Source organism: Arthrobacter sp. CAN_A2 (assembly GCF_015752045.1).
In the GTDB taxonomy this organism is placed as follows: Bacteria; Actinomycetota; Actinomycetes; order Actinomycetales; family Micrococcaceae; genus Arthrobacter_D.
This window is the reverse complement of the sequence record NZ_JADOUS010000002.1, coordinates 82,478-99,569: the sequence shown is the minus strand read 5'-3', so window position 1 is coordinate 99,569 and position 17,092 is coordinate 82,478. Positions and strand designations below refer to the sequence as shown.

The 17,092-nt window shown below is 70.1% G+C and carries 16 protein-coding genes; 13 read left to right on the top strand and 3 right to left on the bottom strand.

Annotated features, from left to right (window positions below; translation table 11 throughout):
• Positions 1 to 2 precede the first annotated feature (2 nt).
• Positions 3 to 821, top strand: a complete 819-nt coding sequence (locus IWX63_RS02705; RefSeq protein WP_199276618.1) for a sulfite exporter TauE/SafE family protein — start codon at positions 3 to 5, stop codon at positions 819 to 821.
• A gap of 20 nt (positions 822 to 841) precedes the next feature.
• Here the strand turns inward: IWX63_RS02705 and IWX63_RS02700 are convergent, their stop codons facing one another.
• Both IWX63_RS02700 and IWX63_RS02695 read right to left on the bottom strand, forming a co-directional pair.
• Complete coding sequence (locus tag IWX63_RS02700; RefSeq protein WP_199276617.1) at positions 842 to 1,792, bottom strand: aminoglycoside phosphotransferase family protein; 951 nt, start codon at positions 1,790 to 1,792, stop codon at positions 842 to 844.
• Between the two features lie 160 nt (positions 1,793 to 1,952).
• A complete protein-coding gene (locus tag IWX63_RS02695) occupies positions 1,953 to 3,308 on the bottom strand; it encodes a DUF4439 domain-containing protein (protein WP_199276616.1) in 1,356 nt (451 codons plus the stop codon).
• Between the two features lie 87 nt (positions 3,309 to 3,395).
• Between IWX63_RS02695 and rimP the strand changes: the two genes are divergently transcribed.
• From rimP to rbfA, 5 genes are all read left to right on the top strand, one after another.
• The gene (gene rimP / locus IWX63_RS02690) at positions 3,396 to 4,022 is read left to right on the top strand and encodes a ribosome maturation factor RimP (RefSeq protein WP_199276915.1); all 627 of its coding nucleotides are present in this window, start codon (positions 3,396 to 3,398) and stop codon (positions 4,020 to 4,022) included.
• 10 nt (positions 4,023 to 4,032) lie between these two features.
• Positions 4,033 to 5,022: a transcription termination factor NusA gene (gene nusA / locus IWX63_RS02685; protein ID WP_199276615.1), complete on the top strand. Its 990-nt coding sequence runs from the start codon at positions 4,033 to 4,035 to the stop codon at positions 5,020 to 5,022.
• Between the two features lie 36 nt (positions 5,023 to 5,058).
• The gene (locus IWX63_RS02680; protein WP_199276614.1) at positions 5,059 to 5,478 is read left to right on the top strand and encodes a YlxR family protein; all 420 of its coding nucleotides are present in this window, start codon (positions 5,059 to 5,061) and stop codon (positions 5,476 to 5,478) included.
• A gap of 124 nt (positions 5,479 to 5,602) precedes the next feature.
• Positions 5,603 to 8,551 (top strand): translation initiation factor IF-2, encoded by a 2,949-nt coding sequence (infB, locus tag IWX63_RS02675; protein ID WP_199276613.1) that lies wholly within the window; start codon positions 5,603 to 5,605, stop codon positions 8,549 to 8,551.
• A 108-nt stretch (positions 8,552 to 8,659) separates the two neighbouring features.
• Positions 8,660 to 9,097 (top strand): 30S ribosome-binding factor RbfA, encoded by a 438-nt coding sequence (gene rbfA, locus IWX63_RS02670; protein WP_199276612.1) that lies wholly within the window; start codon positions 8,660 to 8,662, stop codon positions 9,095 to 9,097.
• Positions 9,098 to 9,179: 82 nt separating this feature from the next.
• Here the strand turns inward: rbfA and IWX63_RS02665 are convergent, their stop codons facing one another.
• Positions 9,180 to 10,361, bottom strand: a complete 1,182-nt coding sequence (locus tag IWX63_RS02665) for a pyridoxal phosphate-dependent aminotransferase (protein ID WP_199276611.1) — start codon at positions 10,359 to 10,361, stop codon at positions 9,180 to 9,182.
• A 55-nt stretch (positions 10,362 to 10,416) separates the two neighbouring features.
• Between IWX63_RS02665 and truB the strand changes: the two genes are divergently transcribed.
• The 7 genes from truB to IWX63_RS02630 all read left to right on the top strand — a co-directional run bounded on the left by truB (position 10,417) and on the right by IWX63_RS02630 (position 17,034).
• The gene (truB, locus tag IWX63_RS02660) at positions 10,417 to 11,319 is read left to right on the top strand and encodes a tRNA pseudouridine(55) synthase TruB (RefSeq protein ID WP_334685578.1); all 903 of its coding nucleotides are present in this window, start codon (positions 10,417 to 10,419) and stop codon (positions 11,317 to 11,319) included.
• 2 nt (positions 11,320 to 11,321) lie between these two features.
• Complete coding sequence (locus IWX63_RS02655; protein ID WP_199276609.1) at positions 11,322 to 11,690, top strand: hypothetical protein; 369 nt, start codon at positions 11,322 to 11,324, stop codon at positions 11,688 to 11,690.
• Positions 11,687 to 12,160, top strand: a complete 474-nt coding sequence (locus IWX63_RS02650) for a hypothetical protein (RefSeq protein ID WP_442859084.1) — start codon at positions 11,687 to 11,689, stop codon at positions 12,158 to 12,160. The genes IWX63_RS02655 and IWX63_RS02650 overlap by 4 nt, the downstream gene beginning before the upstream one ends.
• Positions 12,161 to 12,315: 155 nt before the next feature.
• Positions 12,316 to 12,996: a DUF4345 domain-containing protein gene (locus tag IWX63_RS02645; RefSeq protein ID WP_199276608.1), complete on the top strand. Its 681-nt coding sequence runs from the start codon at positions 12,316 to 12,318 to the stop codon at positions 12,994 to 12,996.
• A gap of 163 nt (positions 12,997 to 13,159) precedes the next feature.
• Positions 13,160 to 14,155 (top strand): bifunctional riboflavin kinase/FAD synthetase, encoded by a 996-nt coding sequence (locus IWX63_RS02640; RefSeq protein ID WP_199276607.1) that lies wholly within the window; start codon positions 13,160 to 13,162, stop codon positions 14,153 to 14,155.
• A gap of 103 nt (positions 14,156 to 14,258) precedes the next feature.
• Positions 14,259 to 14,528 (top strand): 30S ribosomal protein S15, encoded by a 270-nt coding sequence (rpsO, locus tag IWX63_RS02635; protein ID WP_087072138.1) that lies wholly within the window; start codon positions 14,259 to 14,261, stop codon positions 14,526 to 14,528.
• Between the two features lie 253 nt (positions 14,529 to 14,781).
• On the top strand, positions 14,782 to 17,034 hold the full coding sequence (locus IWX63_RS02630; protein ID WP_199276913.1) for a polyribonucleotide nucleotidyltransferase: 2,253 nt from the start codon (positions 14,782 to 14,784) through the stop codon (positions 17,032 to 17,034).
• Positions 17,035 to 17,092 lie beyond the last annotated feature (58 nt).

Here is a 17,092-nt window from a genome sequence, read left to right as displayed (position 1 = left end):
CCTTGGGAGGCTCGGGACTCGAGGAGCTGCACCTCGCCACGATCCTGCTGGTGCTCGTCGCCGGATTCGCCGCCGGCTGGGTGGACGCCGTCGTCGGCGGCGGCGGCCTGCTGCAGCTGCCGGCCCTGCTCCTCGTGCCCGGCATCGCACCCGTGGAGGCCCTGGCCACCAACAAGATGGGATCCATCTTCGGGACGACGACGAGTGCCATCACCTACTACCGGCGTGCCCACCCGGACCTGCGGACGGCGCTGCCGATGGCGGGAGTCGCCCTCGTCGGCGGCTTCGGCGGGGCCGTCCTCGCGTCGTCCCTGCCGTCGTCGGTCTTCAAGCCGATCATCGTGGTGGCGCTGATCGGCGTCGCGGTGTTCACCGCGCTGAAGCCCTCCGTCGGGACGCTCACGACGCTCCGGTACGAGGGCGCCCGCCACTACGGGACGGCGTGCGCGATCGGGCTCGTCATCGGTTTCTACGACGGACTGATCGGCCCCGGCACCGGGTCCTTCCTCATCATCGCGATGGTCACGCTGCTGGGCTACAACTTCCTCGGCGCCAGTGCCAAGGCCAAGATCGTCAACATGGCGACCAACTTCGGGGCCCTCATGTTCTTCCTGCCCAACGGGTCCCTCCTGTGGGGCCTCGGACTGCTGCTCGGCGTCGCGAACATGGCCGGCGGCTACACCGGGTCACGCATGGCCATCAGTCAGGGCAGCCGCTTCATCAGGATCGTGTTCCTCCTCGTGGTCGGTGCCCTGATCGTCAAGCTCGGCTACGACGTGTGGGTCGAGAACATCCGCCCGCTGGTGGCGCCCGCCCCCTGAGCCGCGGTGCGACGGCGCGGCTACGCGACGGGGAGGTCCCGGACCGGCGGCAGTCCGTCCAGGGTCCGACCGAGCATCGAACTCGCCACCCACAGCGACCGGTCGGCCTCGCCCGTCGAGCCGATCGCCAGGGCGGACAGCGCGTTGCGGACCTCACGGACCACGGTCCAGTCCCGGGCCACCTCCGCGTCGAGTCCCGCGGCTGCGGCCAGGGCCCGGCAGTGCGCCTGCACGTGACCGGCGGGGTCGGCGGGATCGAGCTCTCCGAGCCGGTTCCACAGCATGGGGGCCACCGCGTACTCCGCGTCACCCAGCACGGGCTTCGGGTCGATCGCGAGGAAGTCCCCGAGCCGGTCGGGCGAGGCCGGCAGGAGGTTGTCGTAGTGCAGGTCCGCGTGCACGAGGACATCGCGCTCCGATCGTCGGCCGAGGACCCCGCGCGACTGGCAGACCTCCAGCGCGGCCTCCATGAGCCAGCGGGGGAACGGTTCGCCGAGGTCGTCCCAGTGCGCGGGGAGCGTGTCCGTCCACTGCTCGGCCTCCGACGCCAGATGGGGGAAGGCCGCCCAGGGCGCGCTGTCGCCCGCGGGGATGCAGAGTTGCCGCAGCACCGGACCCCACGCCGCGGGGGTCTCGTCGAGCGGCACGTCCCGCAGCGAGTGGTCCCCGTCGAGACGCTGCAGCAGCAGGGCGGAATCGGTGCGCGACGACGCCAGCAGGCGGACAGCGCCCGTGCCGTCCCACAGCATCAGCGCGTCGGGCTCGGGCAGGGCCTCGTCGTGGGGGATGCCCAGTTTGAGGACGGCTTCGGGCGCCGCGCTGCCGCGCCGCAGCACCGGCACGACGACGGCGCAGCGCCCGGCCCACGCCGGCTGCCCGGGCCGGAGATCGAGGTCCAGGTCCCAGGCCTCAAGCCGGTCGGCAAGCAGGTCATGCCAGGTCCGCGTCCACCGGGCTCCTCCGTCGATCATCCTGGCGGACCGGACGAGGGACGGAGGGAGATCCGGGAATGCCGCGCGTGGACCGGTGGCCGATGCCCGTCCCCTCGTGCTGTCACCGGATCCATCCGTGCTGCGTGCAGCACCGTCCAGGCGTCTGCCGGGCACCGCGTCCTGCACCCGTCCATGGTCGCTAGCCACCGGGCTGCTCCGTCCGGTGCGGGGCCTCGGGGGCGGGGGTGGCCTCCGGGGTCGCGCTGCTGCCCGGCGTCGGAGCGCTGCCGGCCAGGCCGGGAAGGGCCTCCAGCGGTGTGCCGGCGTCGAGGCTGCGCAGGGCGGCGGCACTGAAGGAGGTGATGGCCCAGGCCCGGGCCTCCGGACCGACCGTCGCGATGAGGCCCGCGTAGAGCTCGGTGTGATCCTGTTCGATCTCCCGTGCCGCGGCGAGGGGATCGGCGCGGAAGTCGGGCCCGATCGCATAGCCGGCCGGACCCGGACCCGGGGGAACGCACAGGGCGGTGAGGTGATCGGCCGCGGCTTCCGCCGCCTTCCGGTGGGTGGAGGCCAGGTCCATGGCCCGCGTGGGCTCCGGGAGCAGTGCGGCAGCGACCTCATAGGCGTACCGGGCCTGGTCCTCGGCGGTCCTCGCGGTGAGGAGGGCCTGGCGGTCGGAATCGGGACCGAGCGGGGTCCCGGCACACTCCGCGGGCAGGTTCGGCGCCGTGGGGCTGGTGGGTCCGTCGGGTCCGGTGGACCCGGTCGTGCCGTCGGGTGTCGAGGATCCGGCGTCGGCGGGGGACCCCGGGGCGTCCGCCGTGCCGGCAGCGTCGGCATCGGCGGCAGGAGCGGCAGGGGCCGGAGGTGCCGGTGCTGCGAACGGGCCGGTGCCGGCGGCCAGGTCGACGGCGGACAGCGCGTCGGGTGAGGGCAGTCCAGGATCCACGCCGAGGGCGTCACCGAGCTGAAGAACGTGACGCCACTGGTTCACGCCGGCGGCAGCGAGCACCCTGCTCGGGCCCGGCTCCGCACGGGCCGCGTCGCGGAGGCTCAGCAGCGCGCTGTCGCGCAGGATCGCCAGCAGGTCCGGCGCGTCGGCCGGTGCCGCTCCGGCAGCGGCAGCGGCGTCGGTGCTGGTGCTGCTGCTGGTGGCAGTGGCGTCCGCGCCAGGGTCCGCCGTCGGCCCGGGGGACCGCGGCAGGGCCACGGCGTCCGCCTGCTCGTCGAGGTCGGCGGCGGCCGCTGCGAGTTCCGCCGCGGCCTCCGGGGCCAGCGCGGGGTCCGCCGCCGTGGTCCGCGCCCGGTCGGCCGCGGAACGGTAGCGGTGCTCGGCGTCGAGCTGTGCCTGCTCGGACGTGGAGTAGGCGCGCTCCTGCGGTGCGGGGGAGCGGATGCCCCATCCGATGCCGACCGCGAGGAGCATCACGGCGAAGAGGCCGATGAGGCCCACGGACCGCCGCACCAGGCGCCAGGCGCGGGATCCGCTGCGCCGTCCGCCTGCCTGCTGCCTGTCCGTCTCCGCCCGCTTCGTCACAGTTCCCGATGATGCCATGGCGCTTCCCGTTTCCCCCGCCGATACCGCCGGTGCCGCGGAATGTCGGTACTCTTGGAGCACAACATCATCGAGTGGGAGGCAGTCATGGCGGTCCGGTCCGGGAACGAAAATCATGCCTCGACCCGCAAGTCGGCCTCGGAGGTCGAGCTGCAGGCCGAAGCGCAGCACCTCAGGACCAGACTGATGCCGGTCGTCGACCAGCACAACCTCTACCTGGAGGACGTCGAAGTCAAGGTCGCGGGTTCCCACCGCACGGTCCACATCGTCGTCGACCTGCCCGAGGATGCGACAGGAAGCGTCGGCTTCGATGTGATCTCCGCCATCTCCACGGACCTCTCCACGGCGATGGACAGCCTCGAGGACGATGATCGTCCGTACAACCTCGAAGTCTCGTCACCCGGGGTCTCCCGTCCCCTCACCGAACCGCGGCACTGGCGCCGCAACGTGGGGCGCATGGTCGAGGTGAAGCCGCTGACCGGCGACGCGATCCTCGGCCGCCTGCAGGAAGTGTCGGACACCGGGATCCGGCTGCTCCCGCAGTTGCCGGTCAAGAAGGGCATGAAGCCGAAGCAGGGCGATCCGCTCGCCCTCGAGTTTTCCAAGATCCGCAAGGGGACCGTCCAGGTCGAATTCGCGCATCTCGAGGATGAACACCACGATGACAGCGATGGGGCCGATCCGGAGATCTCCGGCGCCGTGCACCACGCGTAAGGAGACCCACATGGATATTGATATGAGCGCGCTGAGGCTCCTCGAGCATGAGCGCGAGATCCCCCTCGACAAGCTGGTTCCCACGATCGAGCAGGCACTGCTCATCGCCTACCATCGGTCGCCGGGCTCGCACGAGACGGCCCGCGCGGAACTCGACCGCCGTACCGGACACGTGACGATCTGGGCCACCGAGAAGGACGAGGACGGCGTCCCCGTCGGCGAATTCGACGACACGCCGACCGGCTTCGGACGCATCGCCGCGAGCACCGCGCGCCAGGTCATCCTCCAGCGGCTGCGCGATGCCGAGGACGACAACATCCTCGGCGAGTTCCGCGGCAAGGAAGGCGAGCTCGTCGCCGGCATGATCCAGCAGGGCAACAACCCGCACATGATCCAGGTCAACCTCGGCTCCGTGGAGGCCGTCCTGCCGCCGCCGGAGCAGGTGCCGGGGGAGAAGTACCTGCACGGTACCCGGCTGCGCGCGTTCGTGGTCGACGTGCACCGCGGCATGAAGGGACCCTCCATCACCCTGTCCCGCTCCCACCCCGGCCTCGTCCGTAAGCTCTTCGAACTGGAGGTGCCGGAGATCGCCGACAAGACGGTCGAGATCGTCGCCCTCGCCCGTGAAGCCGGGCACCGCACCAAGATCGCGGTGAAGGCGAACGTCCCGGGCGTCAACGCCAAGGGTGCCTGTATCGGCGAGATGGGCAGCCGCGTCCGCGCGGTCATGAACGAGCTCAACGACGAGAAGATCGACATCGTGGACTACAACGACGACGCCGCCGCCTTCATCGCCAGCTCGCTCTCGCCGTCGCGGGTCACGTCCGTGATCATCACCGACGAGGCCACCCGGTCCGCGCGCGTGGTCGTCCCGGACTACCAGCTCTCCCTCGCGATCGGCAAGGAAGGCCAGAACGCACGCCTCGCCGCCAAGCTCACGGGCTGGCGGATCGACATCGTGTCCGACGCCGCGCAGCAGGCCTCCACGGCGAAGGCCTGACGCTGCGGGTCGGGCGGCGGCATCGGAAGGGGTAGAATGGAAGGGACTGCTGTCGAGTCGTGCCCGGAAGACGCTGTACGCCGAAACGATTCCGGGCACCGGCCGGTGGACGCACATCCGATACGCACCTGCGTGGGATGCCGCCGGCGGGACCGCCAGTCACACGTGATGCGGATTGTTGCACGACCGATCGACGGGCAGGTTACCGCCGTCATCGATGAGCGGCGCCGGCTATCCGGACGGGGTGCTTGGCTGCACCCCGACCCGGCATGCATGGAAACAGCCGTCAAGCGGAAATCCTTCAACAGGGCCTTCCGCGGGCCGGTGGACACTGCGCAGTTGGCAGCATCCTTCCAGGCACACCTGGAGCGTCGAGATGAACGCTCCGACTCACCACCGTCCCCCCTGAAAGCGGGTCAGTACCCTCATGGAAACCCGATGAGCACCCAGCGATGAGTGCGCAACGATGACCAATCCGTTGCGTTCTGCATTCGATCTGCCAGGCGCGCTTGCGACTGGGATCAGCAGTAGGAAATAGACGGTTCGTGCCTGACTCGGTGCGGACCGAGACAGGAGAAATGTGGCCAAGGTCCGCGTACACGAGCTCGCGAAAGAGCTCGGTATAACCTCGAAAGACGCAGTTGCGAAACTGCAGGAATTGGGCGAATTCGTCCGTTCGGCGTCATCCACCATCGAAGCCCCCGTCGTGAAGAAGCTTCGCGGCGCCTTCCCGAATGCCGTCGCCCCGCAGGCGGCCGCAGCCCCCGCACCATCACGTCCCTCGGCACCCTCGGCACCCTCGCCGGGCCCGAAGCCGGGTGCAGCCCAGGCAGCACCTGAGGCACCCGCCCCGGCCGCGCCCGCAGCTCCGGCCGCCCCGGCCGCGCAGCAGGAATCGCCGTTCTCCAACGGCTCCGTCCCCGCCCAGGACACGCCGGCACCGGCTGCCCCGAGCACGCCGGCCCCGGCAGCACTGGACACCCCGGCTCCGGCAGCACAGGACACCCCGGCCGAGGGCTCTGGCGAGGGCACACGCCCCGCGCCCCGCCCGGCGACGCCCCCCGCTGCACCGTCGGCAGGAACGACGCGCCCGTCGGGCGCCCGTCCCGGTGGCGCCCCCCGCCCCGGCAACAACCCGTTCGCACCCTCACAGGGCATGGGCTCGCGCCGCGGCGACACCGATCGCGGTGCCGAGCGCGGTTCGGATCGTCCCCCGCGTCCGGGCAACAACCCATTCGCACCGTCGCAGGGCATGCCCCGGCCCGGTCGTCGTGACGATGCGCAGCAGCGTCCCGCCGCCGGTGCCGGTGGACCCCGCCCCGCAGCCGGTGCCGGTGGACCCCGTCCGGCCGCCGGTGCTGGTGGACCGCGTCCGGGCGCACCGCGCCCCGGAGCACCCCGTCCCGCCGGAGCCCCGGGCTCGCGCCCCACTCCCGGCATGATGCCGAACCGCACCGAGCGTCCCGCTGCCCCCGGCCGCGGAGCACCCGGTGCGGGTGCCGGACCGCGTCGCGGACCCGGTGGAGCACCGAACAGCCCCAGCGGAGCACCCGCCGGCGGCGGCTTCGGCAAGGGCGGCCGCGGACGCGGCGGCACCGCCGGCGCCTTCGGCAAGGGCGGAGCCGGTCGTGGCAAGCAGCGCAAGTCGAAGCGTGCGAAGCGGCAGGAACTGGAGCAGATGTCCGCTCCTTCGCTGGGCGGCGTGAGCGTACCCCGCGGAGACGGCAACACCATCGTCCGCTTGCGCCGCGGTTCGTCCATCACGGACTTCGCCGACAAGATCGAGGCGAACCCCGCCGCACTGGTCACCGTGCTGTTCCACCTCGGTGAGATGGCGACGGCGACGCAATCCCTCGACGAGGACACCTTCCAGGTGCTCGGCACGGAGCTGGGCTACCTGATCCAGGTCGTCTCCCCCGAGGACGAGGAGCGCGAGCTCCTCAGCAGCTTCGACATCGACTTCGACGCGGAGCTGGAAGCAGAGGGCGACGAGCAGCTCGAGGCACGTCCGCCGGTCGTCACGGTCATGGGCCACGTCGACCACGGTAAGACGCGACTGCTCGACGCCGTCCGCAACACCAAGGTCGTCGAGGGCGAGCACGGTGGCATCACCCAGCACATCGGTGCCTACCAGATCCAGCACGTCCACGAGGACACGACCCGCGCCATCACTTTCATCGACACCCCGGGCCACGAGGCGTTCACCGCCATGCGTGCCCGTGGCGCGAAGGTCACGGACATCGCGGTGCTCGTCGTCGCGGCCGATGACGGCGTCATGCCGCAGACCGTAGAGGCGCTGAACCACGCGCAGGCGGCCAACGTGCCGATCGTCGTGGCCGTCAACAAGATGGACAAGGAAGGCGCGAACCCGGACAAGGTCAAGGGCCAGCTCACCGAGTACGGACTCGTACCCGAGGAGTACGGCGGCGACACGATGTTCGTGCACGTCTCCGCACTGCAGGGCATGGGAATCGACGAGCTCCTCGAGGCCGTCCTGCTCACTGCAGACGCCGCGCTGGACATGCGGGCCAACCCGAACAAGGACGCCCGCGGTATCGCGATCGAGGCGAACCTGGACAAGGGCCGCGGTGCAGTTGCCACCGTCCTGGTCCAGTCCGGAACGCTGCACGTCGGCGACACCATCGTCGCCGGTACGGCCCACGGCCGTGTGCGTGCGATGTTCGACGAGAACGGCGACATCGTCACGACGGCGGGACCGTCCCGTCCGGTGCAGGTGCTGGGTCTGTCCAACGTCCCCCGTGCAGGTGACACGTTCTTCGTCACCGACGACGAGCGCACCGGCCGCCAGATCGCCGAGAAGCGTGAAGCAGCGGACCGCAACGCGGCCCTCGCGAAGCGCCGCAAGCGCATCAGCCTCGAGGACTTCGACCAGGCCGTCGCCGAGGGCAAGGTCGACACCCTCAACCTCATCCTCAAGGGTGACGTGTCGGGTGCCGTCGAGGCCCTGGAGGACTCGCTGCTGAAGATCGACGTGGGAGAGGGCGTGCAGCTGCGCGTCATCCACCGCGGCGTCGGTGCCATCACGCAGAACGACGTCAACCTCGCCACCGTCGACAACGCGATCATCATCGGCTTCAACGTGAAGCCGGCGGAGCGCGTGGCGGACCTCGCCGAGCGTGAAGGCGTGGACATGCGCTTCTACTCGGTCATCTACGCCGCGATCGACGACATCGAGCTCGCCCTCAAGGGCATGCTCAAGCCGGAGTACGAGGAGGTGCAGCTCGGTACCGCAGAGGTCCGCGAGGTGTTCCGCTCCTCGAAGTTCGGCAACATCGCCGGGTCGATCGTCCGTTCGGGCATCATCCGACGCAACACCAGGGCCCGTGTCCTGCGCGACGGCAAGGTCATCGGGGACAACCTCTCCGTGGACTCGCTCAAGCGCTTCAAGGACGACGCCACCGAAGTCCGCACCGACTTCGAGTGCGGTATCGGCCTCGGCTCGTTCAACGATGTCAAGGAAGGCGACACCATCGAGACCTTCGAGATGCGGGAGAAGCCCCGCGCCTAGCAGGTAGGACAGTCCGGGCGCCCTGGTCCTCCAGGGCGCCCGACCTGTCGGACCGCCGGAACCCCCCGCGGGTTCCTCATCAGACCAGCTTCAGTAGGAGTAACAGCAATGGCAGATCCGGCTCGCGCCGCGCGGCTCGCGCAGCGCATCAAAGTCATCGTCGCCGAGGCGCTGCGGCGCCGCGTGAAGGACCCCCGGCTCGAAGCCGTGACCATCACCGACTCCCGCGTCACGAACGACCTCCAGCACGCGACCCTGTACTACACCGTGCTCGGCGACCCGGAGGAGCAGCAGGCCACGCGGATGGCGCTCGAGTCCGCACGCGGCGTGCTGCGGTCGGAGGTCGGCAAGAACATCACCGCCCGACTCACGCCGACCCTCGAGTTCGTCCCCGACGAGGTGCCGGTCAACGCCAACCACCTCGAGGAACTCCTGCAGAAGGCGCGCGAGCGCGACGCCGAAGTGGCTGCCATCGCGCAGGGCGCCAACTTCGCGGGCGACGCGGATCCGTACCGCACGTCGGAGGACGACGAGGCGGCACGTTAGTCCCGCCTCGTTCGAGCCCGACGCAGAAGGCAGCCGACCCCACGGGGCGGCTGCCTTCTGCATGGACCGGCGCCGGAGAGCGTCAGCTCGGCGCCGGAGGAGCAGGGAGCCGGGAGAGTCCCTCGACCAGGTCCTCCGTCCGGCCACAGAGAGCGATCCTCACCCATCCCTCGCCGCGGGCCCCGAACGCCGTCCCCGGGGCGAACGCCACCCCGCGGGCCGCGAGGAACGAACGGGTCCAGGCGCGGACGTCGCCGCCGGTCGCGTGCGACAGGTCCGCCCACAGGTAGAAGGCGCCGCGGGCGTCGAGGTAACTGATCCCCAGGCCGTCGAGGACGGCGGTCGCCGCGTCCCGGTTCGACCGGTAGTGGCGCAGCGCCGTGGACACGTAGTCCTGGGGGCCGGTGATGGCGGCGACGGCGGCGTGCTGCGACGCCGCGGAGACGCACGACACCGTGGCCTCCATGATGTTGCTGAGCAGCGCCTCCATCCCCGGCGGCGTGACGAGCGCGCCGATCCGCAGCCCCGTCAGGCCGTAGGTCTTGGACAGCGTCAGCGACGTGATCACGCGGGGTTCGCGGGCTTCCGGCACGGCCTCCGGTCCTCCGGCGTCGAAGCGCGCCGGGCTGACATGGGGGACGTCGTAGGTGAAGGCCTCATAGCACTCGTCCGAGATGACCCACAGGTCCTGCTCGTGCGCGAACCGGACGAGGTCACGCGTGAGGTCGTGGTCGAACACCGAGCCCAGGGGGTTCGAGGGGGAGTTGAGCAGGAGGACCTTCGTCCGTCCGGTGACCAGGGCGCGCAGGTCCTCGATCCGCGGCTGGAAATCGTGCTCGGGCACCAGGGGATAGGGCACGGGTGTGGCGCCGAGGAGGCCGACGGTCATGGCGAAGGTGGGGTACCCCGGATCCGGGAGGAGGACCTCGTCGCCCGCGCCGATGAGCGTGCTGAGCGCCAGGTGCAGCCCCTGCTGGGCGCCGGCCACGACGAAGACGCGCGACGGATCGTCGTCGACCCCCGCCAGCTGCGAGAACCGCTGCGCGAAGGCGGCCCTGGCCGGCGCGATCCCCGCGTTGGGCGTGTAGTTCGTGTCGTCCCGGTCCAGCGCGTCCATCCCCGCCTCGAGGACGTGCCGTGCCACGGGGAACGCCGGCTCGCCGATGCTGAGCACGATCGCGTCGGGGGTGGCCCAGGCCGCCTGGGTGATCTCGCGGATCTGGTTGACCGGGACATTCACCACGTGGGCTGGAGCGGAGGGCATACGGAGGATGGTATCGCGCACAGGGCGTCCTGACGCGGACCATATACTGGGAGGCGTGAATGCCGGGCAGGTCCACTCAGGGCTGATTATCGTGGACAAGCCGCAGGGCTGGACCAGCCATGACGTCGTCGGACGCCTGCGCCGGCTCGCCGGGACCCGGAAGGTCGGCCACGCCGGCACGCTCGATCCGATGGCCACCGGCGTCCTCGTCGTCGGGATCAACCGGGCAACCCGGCTCCTGACCTTCATCGTGGGGACCACGAAGACCTACACCGCCACCATCCGGCTGGGCCAGTCCACCCTCACCGACGACGCCGAGGGTGAGGTCACCGGCGGGAGTATCGCCGCGGCGGTGACGGAGGAGGAGATCCGCACGGCCGTCGTCGCGCTGACGGGGGAGATCCAGCAGGTGCCGAGCAGCGTGAGCGCCATCAAGGTCAAGGGTGAGCGATCCTACGCGCGGGTCCGCTCCGGCGAGGAGGTCCACCTCCCCGCGCGTCCCGTCACCATCCACCGCTTCGACATCCATGCGATCCGGCGCGTCAGCAACGGCCGCCTCCAGGACGTCGATGTGACCGTCGAGTGCAGCTCCGGCACCTACATCCGTGCGCTCGCCCGTGACCTCGGCGCCGCGCTCGGCGTCGGCGGCCACCTCACGGCGCTCCGCCGGACCCAGGTGGGTCCGTACACCATCGACCAGGCACGCACCCTCGAGCAGCTCGCCGAGGAGCTGGAGGTGCTGTCGCTCGACGACGCCGGCCGGGCACTGTTCCCGGTGAGGGAACTCTCGGACATCGAGACCGCCGACGTGTCGCACGGGCGGAAGGTGGCGCCGACCGCGGACCCGGATGGGCCCGTGGCGGCCTTCGCGCCGGACGGCACGCTCGTGGCGTTGCTCGAGAACCGCGGGGGAGCGGCCCGCGCCCTCCTGGTGTTCGCACCCGGGGGCAAGGAGTAGGCGTGGATCCCTTCTTCCTCGTCGGGGTGGTCGTGTGTGTCGTCTCCGCGGTGCTGTGCCTCGGGGCCGGTGTGCTCCGCCGGCCACCCAACGACATCACGATCCTCTCGATCGCCGCCGTCGAGCTCTTCCTCCTCGCCTATACCGTCGGAGCCGTGATCCGGCAGCTCGCCGGGGAGCCGGTGCTCGGTGAGGCCTGGGAGTTCTGGGGCTACCTGCTCACCGCGCTCCTCGTGCCCGTCGGGGCGTTCTGGTGGGCGATCCTCGAGAAGACGCGCTGGAGCAATTTCGTGCTGGCGGCGGCGGGACTGACGGTGTTCGTCATGCTCGTCCGCATGGAGCAGATCTGGGATGGAGTGGCTGGACTGTGAGCAGGCAGAACAACGGTGCGACGCCGGCGCCGCGACCCGGTGGCGGGGCGGCGTCTGCCGGGACCGCGGCGGACGGGGCTGGCCGCGCAAGCGGGCCCGGGCGGCTCCTGATCGCGGTCTACGGCGTCTTCGCCCTCGCGGCGACGGCCAGGGCCGCGTTCCAGATCGCGACGAAGTTCGGTGAGGCCCCGGTCGCGTACCTGCTGTCGGCCGTCGCAGCCGTGGTGTACATCGTGGCGACCGTGTCCCTCGCCCGGCCCGGCGCGCGGGCGTACCGGGTCTCCGTGGTCGCCGTGACCACCGAACTGGTGGGCGTCGTCACGGTGGGGCTCCTCAGCATCCTCGACGCACAGGCGTTCCCCAGTGAGACGGTGTGGTCGGCCTTCGGCCGCGGCTACGGGTTCGTCCCGCTCATCCTGCCGATCCTCGGACTCCTCTGGCTCCGCAGGAACCGGCCGAGCCGGGCCTGACGGGGCGGTACGGTCCCTCCGCGCGACGGCGGGCCGGCCGCCGACTGTATCCGAACGCGCGGGCCGGGGGTGCCGGCCTCCTCCGCGGCCGGAGGCACACCGCACCGTGAGAGTATGGCGGAAGAGCACCATCCAGCCTGCCTCCAGGGAGCGACATGACCAGCAACAGCCCCGAGAACGACAACTCCTCCGCGCCCGGCGGACGGGCCACGGGGTCCGACGCCCGCGGGCGCGACGGCGCGGGATCGCCGACCACCGGTGCTGCCCGCCAGGAGCAGGGCAGTCCCGTGACCCCGTCGGCCACCTCCTCGTCGCGGGCCTCGACCACCGCACCCGGGACGTCGGGCACCAGGGCCGGCACCTCCCAGGCCGGCACCGCGGCCAAGGGGAAGAAGGCCGGCAAGGCCGCATCCTCGGGCGGTGACTGGAACGTCTTCCGCACCGTCGTCGTCCTGGTGGGCCTGGCCCTCGCCGCCTTCGGGGTCTACTACCTGATCCTCGGCACGGCGGGCCTGCCGGACACCGAGGGCACCCCGGTCAACCCCACCCTCGAGAGCCAGTTCCGGTTCTACTCGGCCATGATGGTGGGCGTCGGCGCGGCATTCATCACCATCGCGATCAAGTTCCAGTGGGCCAACATGCTCTGGCTGGTGTGCCTCATGGTGTTCGTCGGCGGGATCGGGCGCGTCCTGTCGTGGGCGTTCTCGGGCACCCCCAACTACCTCCTGATCATCCTCATGGTCATCGAACTGGCCTTCCCGGCAGCCCTGCTCGTGTGGCACAAGTACATCGCCAAGACGAGCGAGCTCCGCAAGGAGTTCGCCCAGCGCAGCTAGCGGGCGACGCGCCACCGACGGTCCGGCGGCGCACCCGCGCCGGACGCCTCCGGGCGGACGCGATGCCGTCCGCGACGGCGCCTTCGGCCATAATGGGATCGGCGATCGACCCGCCGGACCACACCCGCGGTCCCGGGGATCGGCCGAACCGCGAAGGAGATGCGTGTACTACTGGAGAGACCTGGACAGTGTGCCCGAGGATTTCGGGCCCTCCGTCCTGACGCTCGGCAACTTCGACGGCGTGCACCGGGGCCACCAGCGTGTCCTGCAGCAGGTCGTCGAGGCGGCACGGCAACGATCCGCCGCGGCCGTCGTCGTGTCCTTCGACCCGCATCCCGCACAGGTCCACCGGCCGGACTCCGCACCCGAACTCATCATGGGGCTCGACGACCGCGTGGAGACCCTCGCCGAGACCGGCATCGACGCCCTGCTGATGATGCACTACACGCTCGACTTGGCCTCCAATTCGCCGGAGGAATTCGTGGAACGCGTGTTCGTCCGGGCGCTCCGGGCCAGGGCCGTGGTCATCGGTCACGACGTCCGGTTCGGCAGGGGCAACAGCGGGGACCTCGACACGATGCGCGAGCTTGGCCGCACGCTCGGCTTCGAGGTCATCACCATCGACGACTTCGGCGCGAGCTACCCCGCGGAGGCCACCGACGCCGACGGCGACCGACGCTGTTCCTCGACGTGGGTCCGGGAGGCCCTGGAGGCCGGCGACGTGGGAACCGCGGCGCGCGTGCTCGGCCGGCTCCACCGCATGCGCGGCGAGGTGGTGCACGGGGCGGCGCGCGGCAGGGAGCTCGGCTACCCGACCGCGAACCTCGGTGCCTCCGCGCAGGGGTTCACCCCGGCCGACGGCATCTACGCAGGCTGGCTCATCGACGAGGCCGGGACGCGCTGGCCCGCCGCCGTCTCCGTCGGGTCCAACCCCACCTTCCACGGCGTCGACCGCCAGGTCGAGGCACACGTCATCAACCGTCCGCCGGAGCGCGTGCAGGACTTCGACCTGTACGGGCAGTCCGTGATCGTCGAATTCGTCGAGCGGCTGCGCGGGCAGGTGACCTACACGGGGCCGGAGGCGCTGATCGACCAGATGAGGCTCGACGTCGACCGCGCACGGGGCCTGCTTTCGACAGAACATCAGCCCAGACGCTAGACTTGGGCCAGATCCGGCTGCAGTCCGTGGTGGCTGGATTTTTCTGTGTCGTCGTGCAAGCGATGCTCAGCACATGTTCACGGTACAACTCTAGGAGTTACTCGTGGCCCTTGACGCCGCCATCAAGCAGGAAATCATCAAGGAATACGCCCTTGCCGAAGGTGACACCGGGTCACCCGAGGTACAGATCGCGATGCTTTCCCGCCGTATCCTCGACCTGACCGAGCACCTGAAGATGCACAAGCACGACCACCACACGCGTCGTGGCCTGCTTCTTCTCGTCGGTCGCCGCCGTCGCCTGCTGGACTACCTGCGGGACACCGACATCACGCGCTACCGGTCGCTCATCGAGCGCCTGGGTCTGCGTCGATAACCAGCGTCGGAAGGCGGCATCCTCTCCATCCGAGGGGGAGCCGCCTTCTTGCTGGCAACAGCATCGAAGTACCCAACGCATAACAGGAGTCAACCGGCACCACGCATTCGCGGTCCTCGGTAGTGATCTCCGGAACGCCGGTCCGGCAGCTCCGTGGATCTCGATCGAAGACCGGTGCTGTGGGCCGTCCACGAGGGACGGGCCACGTCGGGTGCCGATTGCCTCCGCCTACCAGGAAACGGAGGTGACTCTCTTGGAGGGTCCCGAAATTCAGTTCGCCGAAGCAGTGATCGACAACGGTCGCTTCGGAACACGCACCGTCCGGTTCGAGACCGGCCGCGTCGCCCAGCAGGCCGCAGGCTCAGCCATGGTATACATCGACGAGGACACCGCCCTGCTCTCGGCCACCACGGCCGGCAAGCACCCGCGTGAAGGCTTCGACTTCTTCCCGCTGACCGTCGACGTCGAAGAGCGCATGTACGCCGCGGGTCGTATCCCGGGCTCGTTCTTCCGCCGCGAAGGCCGCCCCTCGACGGAGGCCATCCTGGCCTGCCGCCTCATGGACCGCCCGCTGCGTCCCGCCTTCGTCAAGGGACTGCGCAACGAGGTCCAGGTCGTCGTGACCATCCTCGCGATCAACCCCGACGTCCGCTACGACGTCGTCGCGATCAACGCGGCGTCCATGTCCACGCAGCTCTCCGGCCTGCCCTTCTCGGGTCCGATCGGTGGCGTCCGCGTCGCCCTCGTCTCCGACGGCAGCGGCCAGGACCAGTGGATCGCCTTCCCGAAGCACTCCGAGCTCGAGAACTCCGTCTTCGACATGGTCGTCGCCGGACGCATCGCCGGTGACGACGTCGCCATCATGATGGTCGAGGCCGAAGCCACCGACAACTCGTGGACCCTCATCAAGGAGCAGGGCGCGACAGCCCCTACCGAGGAGATCGTCGCCGACGGCCTCGAGGCCGCCAAGCCGTTCATCCGCGCGCTGTGCGAGGCGCAGGCCGACCTCGCGGCCCGCGCTGCGAAGCCGACCGTCGAGTTCCCCGTCTTCCTCGACTACCAGGACGACGTCTACTCCGCTGTGGAGTCCGCCGGAGCCGAGAAGCTCGGACAGGTCTTCCAGATCGGCGACAAGCAGGAGCGCGAGAGCGCGTCCGACGGCCTCAAGGCCGAGCTCATGGACGCCCTCGGCGCCCAGTTCGAGGGACGCGAGAAGGAGCTGTCCGCAGCGTTCCGTTCGCTGACCAAGGCAGTCGTGCGCCAGCGCATCCTGAAGGACCAGGTCCGCATCGACGGCCGTGGCCTGAGCGACATCCGCAAGCTCACCGCCGAGGTCGAGGTCCTGCCGCGCGTGCACGGCTCCGCGATCTTCGAACGCGGCGAGACCCAGATCCTGGGTGTCACCACACTCAACATGCTCAAGATGGAGCAGCAGATCGACTCGCTGTCCCCCGTCACGCGCAAGCGCTACATGCACAACTACAACTTCCCGCCCTACTCCACCGGTGAGACCGGCCGCGTCGGTTCGCCGAAGCGCCGCGAGATCGGCCATGGAGCACTGGCAGAACGCGCCCTCGTGCCCGTCCTGCCGACCCGCGAGGAGTTCCCGTATGCGATCCGCCAGGTCTCCGAGGCGCTGAGCTCCAACGGCTCGACGTCGATGGGCTCGGTCTGCGCCTCCACGCTGTCGCTGCTCAACGCCGGTGTGCCCCTCCGCGCGCCGGTCGCCGGCATCGCCATGGGCCTCGTGTCCGACGTCGTCGACGGTCAGACGCGCTACGCGGCACTCACCGACATCCTCGGAGCCGAGGACGCCTTCGGCGACATGGACTTCAAGGTCGCAGGAACGGCCGAGTTCGTCACGGCGATCCAGCTGGACACGAAGCTCGACGGCATCCCCGCATCCGTGCTCGCCGCCGCCCTGAAGCAGGCCCGCGAGGCGCGCCTGCACATCCTCGGCGTGCTGCAGGCCGCGATCGACACCCCGGACGAGCTCTCCGAGTTCGCGCCCCGGATCATCTCGGTGAAGATCCCCGTGGACAAGATCGGCGAGGTCATCGGCCCCAAGGGCAAGATGATCAACCAGATCCAGGAGGACACCGGAGCGGACATCTCGATCGAGGACGACGGCACCGTGCTGATCGGCGCGACGAACGGCGAGTCGGCGGAAGCCGCCCGCGCCGCCGTCAACGCCATCGCCAACCCGCAGGTCCCCGAGATCGGTGAGCGCTACCTGGGTACGGTCGTGAAGACCACGACCTTCGGCGCCTTCGTCTCGCTGACCCCCGGCAAGGACGGGCTGCTGCACATCTCCGAGCTGCGCAAGCTTGCCGGTGGGAAGCGCGTCGACAACGTCGACGAGGTCGTCTCCGTGGGCCAGAAGATCCAGGTCGAGATCACCAAGGTCGACGATCGCGGAAAGCTCTCGCTCTCGCCCGTCGTCGCGGAGGATCTCTCCGAGGACGCCGGCATCGAGCTGCCCGAGGCCACCGAGGGCGACGACTGACCTGTTGCCCCGCTCTTCCTGAGCACCGTACGGCCCCGGCGCGTCCCGATCGATTCGA